Source organism: Niameybacter sp., from assembly GCF_036655075.1.
Lineage (GTDB): Bacteria > Bacillota > Clostridia > Lachnospirales > Cellulosilyticaceae > Holtiella.
Window position 1 is genome coordinate 48,955 of record NZ_JAVVQU010000015.1, and the last position, 8,689, is coordinate 57,643.

The window sequence follows — 8,689 nt, forward strand, 5'->3', positions numbered from 1 at the left end:
CAAGGGGTTACTCATATATTGAATGAGAAGGGTCAGAGGAGGCATACAATGATTCAATATAAAATCTGGACGCAAAAGTATGGAGAACCTTTTAAGACGAAAATAGAAAGTGATGTAGAACGAACCAAGCTTCAAGGAGAGCGATGGGAATTGGAACACTTGGTGAACATAGATGGATTCAAATTTACACCCAATAAAAAGGAACAAGACCAGAGTCTTAATAACCTTGCAACATTCGTGGGAGATTTTATACAGGAAGAGATTTTAAAAGACTTTGCCAAAAGTTATTTAAAAGGGCGCAAAGACTTAATACGGAAGGAGAAGGAAGAGATAGAAAAGTTTTTTATACACAATAACTATATTACGAAAGAAGAAGGTGTATCTTATATTTCATACTATGTCATTTATACACCTATATACAAAGAACTAGAGAAGTACAAAGTATTGAATATAGATGGCTGGATAACCTTTAGAAGCCAAAAGTATAAGATAATCCTCCAAGATGTTATGGAACAAACCATCTATGACTATGAAATGCAGAAGGATTATGTTCAGTTCATTAACTTTCTTATTCAAATGAAGTCTATGCAAGAGGAACAAACTGAACTTGTGCATCTTGTTCCTCAAGGGAATGGTGATATTCTGCTATTTGATGAACAGAAGAAAGAGCAGACAGACTATTGGCTTAAGCTTTATTGTGAGGAGTTAGAAGATGACAAACTCACAATAGAGGATAAAGTATTGCATACATTAATTGAGCTAGCACCCCAAAAAATCAAACTACATGATTGTCAAGATTACTTGAATAAGCCTTTTCTAGAAACACTAAAAATTCTTTTTAAAGATCAATTGCAGTATTGTAAAGGCTGTGAAATATGTCATAAGTAGTTGTAAAAAACTACTATATAGATAAAGGTTATTGACAGCATCAAAGAATTTGACTAGAATGAGAATAGAATATTTAAACACGTTGAAGAGACAAGTAACTTATAAAGCTTTTTCAGAGAGAAGATGCATAGGTGGGAGCATTTTTAAAGTTATATAAGTAAAGACCAGCTCTGAGTGATTGAGAACCAATCCGTTGACTACGTTATCGTCATAACAAGAGGTTTCTAAAAGAAACAATAAGGGTGGAACCGCGGGAATGTACTCTCGTCCCTTTTCTAGATTTTATGGCTAGAAAAGGACGAGAGTTTTTTGATGTCCCAAAATCTAGAGTTAGTACACACTATATTAAAAGGAGGCAATGTTATGATTAACATTACTTTAAAAGATGGTATTGTCAAACAATACGAAGCAGGTATTAGTGTACTAGATGTAGCAAAAGACTTGAGTGAAGGTTTAGCTAGAATGGCGTGCTGTGGTCTAGTAGATGGAGAAAGAGTAGATCTTAGAGATACTTTAAATGAGGATTGCCAATTAGAAATTATAACTTTCAAAGAGGGAGATGGAAAATGGGCATTCCGCCATACAGCTTCTCATATTTTAGCACAAGCTGTAAAAAGACTTTATCCAAATGCAAAGCTTGCAATAGGGCCAGCTATTGAAGATGGATTCTACTACGATTTTGATTGTGAGAAACCTTTTACAGAAGAGGACTTCGAGGCAATTGAAGCAGAAATGAAAAAAATTGTAAAAGAGAAGTTATCTATTGAAAGATTTGAACTTCCACGTGCGGAAGCGATTAAAATGATGGAAGAAGCAGGAGAGTCTTATAAGGTAGAACTTATTCGTGACCTTCCAGAAGATGAGACTATTTCCTTCTATAAACAAGGTGAATTTGTGGATCTTTGTGCAGGCCCTCATCTTATGACTACAAAACCAGTAGAAGCGATTAAGTTACTTTCAGTTGCAGGGGCTTACTGGAGAGGCAGCGAGAAGAACAAAATGCTTTCTCGTATTTATGCAACTGCATTCTCTAAGAAGGCAGAACTTGCAGAGCATTTAGCAAAGATTGAAGAAGCCAAAAAGCGTGACCACCGTAAACTAGGTCGTGAATTAGAATTATTCACACTTCTTGATGAAGGCCCAGGCTTCCCATTCTTCTTACCAAAAGGTATGGAACTTAGAAATACCCTTATTAACTATTGGAGAGAAATCCATAAAAAAGCAGGGTACCAAGAAATTTCTACACCAATTATTTTAAATAAGGACTTATGGCTTACAAGTGGTCACTGGGATCACTACCGTGAGAATATGTACACAACAGTTATTGATGAAGCAGATTATGCTATCAAGCCTATGAACTGTCCAGGTGGTATGCTAGTGTATAAGACAAAGATGCGCTCTTACCGCGACCTACCACTTCGCATGGGTGAGTTAGGACTTGTACACAGACATGAGCTTTCAGGTGCATTGCATGGCTTAATGCGTGTACGTAACTTTACACAAGATGATGCACATATCTTTATGCTTCCAGAGCAAATTAAAGGTGAGATTAAAGGTGTTGTACAACTTATTGATGAGGTATACAAAGCTTTTGGATTTAAATACAAAGTAGAAGTTTCTACAAGACCAGAAGATAGTATGGGTAGTGACGAGGCTTGGGATACAGCAACAGAAGCTTTAAAAGAAGCTTTAACAGATCTTGGCTATGACTATAAGATTAATGAAGGGGATGGTGCATTCTATGGGCCTAAAATTGACTTCAAACTTGAAGACTGCTTAGGTAGAACATGGCAATGTGGAACCATTCAACTAGATTTCCAACTTCCAGAACGTTTTGAACTTGAATATGTAGGTGCAGATGGTGAGAAACATAGACCCGTTATGATTCATCGTGTAATCCTTGGAAGTATTGAACGTTTTATTGGAGTTATTACAGAACACTTTGCAGGGGCCTTCCCAACATGGCTTGCACCTGTACAAGTAAAAGTACTTCCTATATCAGAGAAGTATCATGACTATGCAAAACAAGTACAAGAAGCTTTAATCGAAGTAGGCGTAAAAGTGGAGACAGACGAGCGTGCAGAGAAAATTGGATACAAAATCCGTGAAGCACGTATGGAACGTGTGCCATACATCTTAGTAGTAGGGGCTGAAGAAGAAGCAGAGGGCAATGTAGCTGTGAGAAGTCGTGAAAATGGTGAAGAAGGTAAGATGCCACTTGCAAACTTCATAGATAAGATTACAGAAGAAATCAAAACTAAATATAACTATTTAGTATCAGGTCCCCAAAACGCGCCTGAAATAGAGTAACCAGTAGGTACAACGAAAGTTATAAATAAGGGAATAAGTAAAAGTTAGGGTGATGCACCTATGGTGATAAGCCTTAGCTTTTATTCCTATACAAAATTTAAATGCACAATATAATAGAGGTGAAACATGATTAATATTACTTTAAAAGATGGTACAAGGAAACAGTACGAAGCAGGCATTACGCTTTTAGATATTGCCAAAGACCTTAGTGAAGGTTTAGCACGTGCCGCTTGTGCGGGTAAATTAAATGGTCAAATGGTAGACCTTAGAACACCAGTAACAGCAGATGCAAATATTGAGATTCTTACATTTAATGATAAAGAAGGTAAATGGGCATTCCGTCATACAGCAGCACATATTTTAGCACAAGCTGTGAAAAACCTTTATCCAGATGTGAAACTTGCGATTGGGCCAGCTATTGAAGATGGTTTCTACTATGACTTTGATCGTGAAAAAACATTTATAGAAGAAGAATTTACAGCAATTGAAGCTGAAATGAAAAAAATTGTAAAAGCAAAACTTCCTATTGAAAGATTTGAACTTCCAAAAGAAGAAGCTATCAAACTTATGGAAGAAGCTGGTGAACCATACAAAGTAGAACTTATCAATGACCTTGCAGAAGGTGAAATCATTTCCTTCTATAAACAAGGTGATTTTGTAGACCTTTGTGCAGGTCCTCACCTTATGAGTACAAAACCAGTAGACGCTTTCAAAGTGCTTTATGCTGCAGGTGCATACTGGAAAGGTAGCGAGAAAAACAAAATGCTAGCACGTATCTACGCAACAGCATTCCCTAAAAAGGCTGAACTTAAAGAGCATTTAGAACAACTTGAAGAAGCTAAAAAACGTGACCACAACAAACTTGGTCGTGAACTTAAGCTTTTCACTACAGACGAAGCAGTAGGACAAGGGCTTCCACTTATGATGCCAAAAGGTGCACGTGTTATCCAAACACTCCAAAGATGGGTAGAAGATGAGGAAGAAAGACGTGGCTATGTCCTTACAAAAACGCCAAGTATGGCTAAAAACGACCTTTACAAAATTTCAGGACACTGGGATCACTACAAAGAGGGTATGTTTGTAATGGGAGAAGAAGATGCAGATAGTGAAGTAATCGCACTTCGTCCTATGACATGTCCATTCCAATTTTGTATTTACAATGCAGAACAACACAGTTACCGTGACCTTCCAGTACGTTTTGCGGAAACAGCTACACTTGCAAGAAATGAATCTTCAGGAGAAATGCATGGGCTTATTCGTGTAAGACAATTTACACTTGCTGATGGACATATTGTGTGTACACCAGAACAACTTGAAGATGAATTCAAAGGGTGTCTTGACCTTATTAAATACCTTATGACAACACTTGGTATCCAAGATGATATTACTTACAGATTCTCTAAATGGGATCCAGCCAATACAGAAAAGTATATTGATAATCCAGCAGCGTGGGACGAAACTCAAGTGATTATGAAAAATATCTTAGACCATCTTGAAATTGACTATACAGAAGCAGATGGTGAAGCAGCTTTCTATGGTCCAAAACTTGATATCCAATTCAAAAACGTACATGGTAAAGAAGATACGATTATCACAATCCAAATAGACTTTGCACTTGCAGAACGTTTTGGTATGACTTATGTAGATTCTAATGGGGAGAAAAAACGCCCATACATCATTCACCGTTCATCTATTGGCTGTTATGAAAGAACACTTGCAATGCTTATTGAAAAATATGCAGGGGCATTCCCAACATGGCTTGCACCAACAGCAGTAAAAGTGCTTCCAATCTCAGATAAATATGCTGACTATGCAGCAGAAGTTGTAAAAACACTTAAAGATAATGGTGTAAAAGTAGAGGCAGACTACAGAACAGAAAAGATTGGTTACAAAATCCGTGAAGCACGTATGGAACGTGTACCATACATCTTAGTTGTAGGTATGGACGAAGAAGCTAATAAAACTGTAGCTGTAAGAAGTAGACAAAATGGTGATGAAGGTGCACAAGCGCTAGATACATTTGCAGAACGTATTACAAACGAAATTAAAACTAGATATAATTACCATCTTGAAATAAAGGCTGAAAACGAGAACAACTAGTTGACAAACCTATTTGACTATGTTAGTATTTCAGAGGTAATCAGATGCAAGTAGAAGCTATCTCTTCTCACCTTACAACGACAATAGTTCGTAAGGTCATACTAATTGAATTTTTAAATCGACAGATTTAGTATGATATAGAGAAGAAGTGGATAGATCAAATGCATCTATCCACTTCTTTATTTTAGTGCGTTCACATCAACGCAAAAGATGTTTTATGAATAAAGGCAAACAAATTTAGGAGGTGCCCATTATTAACGAATTAATGATTAACGAACAGATTCGAGACAAAGAAGTTAGACTTATTGGTTCAGATGGAGAGCAACTTGGTGTAGTATCACTTAAAGAAGCTCAACAATTAGCAACTGAAAAAAATCTTGATCTTGTAAAAATCGCTCCACAAGGTAAACCACCAGTATGTAAAGTTATGGATTATGGCAAATACAAATTTGATGCAGCTAAGAAAGAAAAAGAAGCGCGCAAAAATCAAAAAACAATTAGTGTTAAAGAAGTTAGATTTTCAGCTAGTATTGATACACATGACTTCGAAACTAAAGTCCGTAATGCACAAAAATTCTTAAAGGCAGGGGACAAAGTGAAAGTATCAGTTATGTTCCGTGGCCGTGAGATGATGCATACACAAAAAGGTGTAGAGATATTAGATCAAGCAATGAAACTTCTCGAAGAGTTTGGCGTGGCTGAAAACAGACCTAAATTAGAGGGTAGAAACATGGCTATCGTGGTAGCACCAAAATAGTTACCTTAAGATAAAATAATAAATCATTAAAAAGGAGGATCCTACCATGGCTAAATTAAAAACAAATAGAGCAGCAGCAAAACGCTTTAAAGCAACAGGATCAGGAAAACTTAAAAGATCAAAAGCATACACAAGTCACATCTTAACAAAAAAATCTCCTAAGAGAAAACGTAACTTAAGACATGCAGGACTTGTTGATTCAACAAACGAAAGACAAATGAAACGTTTATTACCATATTTATAAGAAAAAGCAGTAGGAGGTCAGGAACATGGCGAGAGTAAAAGGTGGCATGGCTACTAAAAAAAGACGTAATAGAGTATTAAAATTAGCTAAAGGCTATAGAGGCGCGAAATCTAAACAATTCAGAACAGCTAAACAAGCTGTAATGAAATCATTAAGCTACTCATATGCAGGTAGAAAACAAAGAAAACGCGAATTCAGAACATTATGGATTGCTCGTATCAACGCAGCAAGCAGAATGAACGGTTTATCATACAGCCGTTTCATGAATGGTCTTAAAAATGCTAATATCACAATCAACAGAAAAATGTTAGCTGATATGGCTATCAATGATGCAGCTACTTTCACACAATTAGTTGAAACAGCTAAAGCAAACTTAAAATAATTAAGTTAATATAAAATGGTCTAGGCATTTGCCTAGGCCGTTTTTTTGATTGTGCCCAGTGCATAGCCTAAGGCAAGGGTGTCCATCGTGAGGTGGAATCTGAAGGAAGTTGGCGGCAAAACTCTGGTCTGACGAACAGAAATCACATATGAGGCATATGCACACTGGGTAAGGTGTCAGAAGTCAGCAGACGTCATAGTACTAGATGGGGTTAACACTATCTAGGAAGGACTGAACATTAAGGAGATTTTTGGCTTTGAACAGCTCAAATAAATTACAAGGAAAGCAGATAACTAAATATTTAGGTCGCCTTGAGGAGGTACAGATGGAAACTGGAGATAATCAAGGGATGCTTAGTAAAAATTTGGCGTTCTCAAAGAGAGAAAGAGAAAATGATGCAGAAATTGAAACAAGTAACCTACTCGATTTTTTGAATACAGTATTTTCGTGTTTTGCTTATTACTCAGAAGATGAAGGCTAGCTAGTGTATGAAATGTACACAGTATACTTGAGATTAGCCTAACGCTTTGCTAGGTTTTGTAATAGAAAAAACGATAGCCTAAAATAATATACATATGTTGGAAACACAATAAAGGTACAAAAGAAAAAGATTTAGGAACTCATGCCTAACATTATACGTCTTATATATAAAATAAAGATGAAAACTAAGGAGAATTATAATATGAAAAAATTATTATTAATATGTATGAGCGTGATAATGGCATTAGGCGTTGTAGGATGTAGTAGTGGAAGCAGTATTGACAGTACATCAGTAATAATTGATGAGAAAGCATTAGTCGAGCAGATTCTTGAAAATGATGAAACACCTATGCTACAAGAACCAGATGAAACTTTACTTGAAGATATGTTTTATTTAACACCTGATTTATATGAAAGCCAATATACTATGTTTTCTATGTTTAGAACATCAGCGACGAATGTAAGCGTGGTGAAACCTAAAGAAGGACAATATGAAGCTGTAAAAGAAGCACTTACTAAAAGAAAAGATCTTGTATTTGAAACCTATGAGCAATATCGCATGGAACCAGCTATTACAGTGGCAACAAATGGACAAGTTATTGAAAAAGATGGTTATATCATTTTATTAATGGTAGAAGCAGTTGATGAAGCCCTTGAAAAAATTGAAAAAGCCTTTGCAGAATAAAAAATAATCTTTAAATCGTATTTTCTATTTCATAGAAACTATGCCCTTGGAGAAGAAGAAGAATTTCTAAGGAGAAATAGACCATGAATCATATCATATTGAATCTATTTAGTAGATACTGTGAAGTGGATCAAAAGATATAAGAAGCATTTAAGAGAGAATAATAAAAATAGAAGACAATGCCGTAAGGATTGTCTTCTATTTTTGTATGTAAATAAAGTAAATATTACTTATAAGGCATAAGGTACAACAGATAAAAGATGCAACTAGATAAGGATTTAACTTAAAGATAAGATGTAACACTAAAAAGATAATACTAGAAAAGAGAAGGAAAACAGATATAAAATGACTCATGCTTAAGAAAAAAGCAATAATAACATAACTCAAGAAACAAATAGCAGCAATAGCACATACTTGATAAATGCGTTCATAATTAATGGCATGACTTTTCTTCTTTGTGTTCATAATAATAACCTCCTTAATGACAAGCCTTACTATAAAATATGATAGAGTTGTCTTAAAAATAACTTTGAATATAAAATAATATATAAATTAGAGAGATAAATAAAAATTGATATTTGAATGAGGGGGATAGAGTAAAGCTTTTTTTGAAATAATGACTCTTTAAAACATTGCTTGACAAAAGTAAAGATATCCTGTAATATATCTACTTGTGAGGCGGAACAATATCTGACAAAGACAGATGAAAAAGGATAAAAAAATCCTTGACAAAAAGAAACGCATCATATAGAATAGTAAAAGTCGTCACTAAGGCGACACACTAAAATAAACAAATGAACTTTGAAAATAAAATAGTAACCATTAAACCAGTCGATTCAAAAG

General features: G+C 35.4%; 9 protein-coding genes and 1 other annotated feature. Of the genes, 8 read left to right on the forward strand and 1 reads right to left on the reverse strand.

The genetic code is table 11. The features are described 5' to 3' along the window. Positions 1-48 precede the first annotated feature (48 nt). The 8 genes from ytxC (at position 49) to RRY75_RS06085 (ending at position 7,846) form a co-directional block, all read left to right on the forward strand. Positions 49-888: a sporulation protein YtxC gene (ytxC, locus tag RRY75_RS06050; RefSeq protein ID WP_332493856.1), complete on the forward strand. Its 840-nt coding sequence runs from the start codon at positions 49-51 to the stop codon at positions 886-888. 73 nt (positions 889-961) lie between these two features. After that, positions 962-1,163, forward strand: a binding site (T-box leader). Between the two features lie 91 nt (positions 1,164-1,254). Then, a complete protein-coding gene (gene thrS / locus RRY75_RS06055; protein ID WP_334309735.1) occupies positions 1,255-3,198 on the forward strand; it encodes a threonine--tRNA ligase in 1,944 nt (647 codons plus the stop codon). A 126-nt stretch (positions 3,199-3,324) separates the two neighbouring features. Beyond that, entirely contained in the window at positions 3,325-5,298 is a 1,974-nt protein-coding gene (gene thrS, locus RRY75_RS06060) for a threonine--tRNA ligase (RefSeq protein WP_332493858.1), read from the forward strand. A gap of 265 nt (positions 5,299-5,563) precedes the next feature. Beyond that, on the forward strand, positions 5,564-6,055 hold the full coding sequence (infC, locus tag RRY75_RS06065) for a translation initiation factor IF-3 (RefSeq protein ID WP_332493865.1): 492 nt from the start codon (positions 5,564-5,566) through the stop codon (positions 6,053-6,055). 46 nt (positions 6,056-6,101) lie between these two features. Continuing rightward, a complete protein-coding gene (gene rpmI / locus RRY75_RS06070; RefSeq protein ID WP_332493859.1) occupies positions 6,102-6,299 on the forward strand; it encodes a 50S ribosomal protein L35 in 198 nt (65 codons plus the stop codon). 25 nt (positions 6,300-6,324) lie between these two features. After that, a complete protein-coding gene (gene rplT / locus RRY75_RS06075) occupies positions 6,325-6,681 on the forward strand; it encodes a 50S ribosomal protein L20 (protein ID WP_332493860.1) in 357 nt (118 codons plus the stop codon). A 325-nt stretch (positions 6,682-7,006) separates the two neighbouring features. Then, positions 7,007-7,162 carry a hypothetical protein gene (locus RRY75_RS06080; RefSeq protein ID WP_332493861.1) on the forward strand — a complete coding sequence of 52 codons (156 nt, stop codon included), beginning with the start codon at positions 7,007-7,009 and terminating at the stop codon, positions 7,160-7,162. 201 nt (positions 7,163-7,363) lie between these two features. After that, positions 7,364-7,846: a DUF4358 domain-containing protein gene (locus RRY75_RS06085; protein WP_332493863.1), complete on the forward strand. Its 483-nt coding sequence runs from the start codon at positions 7,364-7,366 to the stop codon at positions 7,844-7,846. Positions 7,847-8,044: 198 nt separating this feature from the next. Here the strand turns inward: RRY75_RS06085 and RRY75_RS06090 are convergent, their stop codons facing one another. Next, positions 8,045-8,311 (reverse strand): hypothetical protein, encoded by a 267-nt coding sequence (locus tag RRY75_RS06090; protein WP_332493864.1) that lies wholly within the window; start codon positions 8,309-8,311, stop codon positions 8,045-8,047. Positions 8,312-8,689 lie beyond the last annotated feature (378 nt).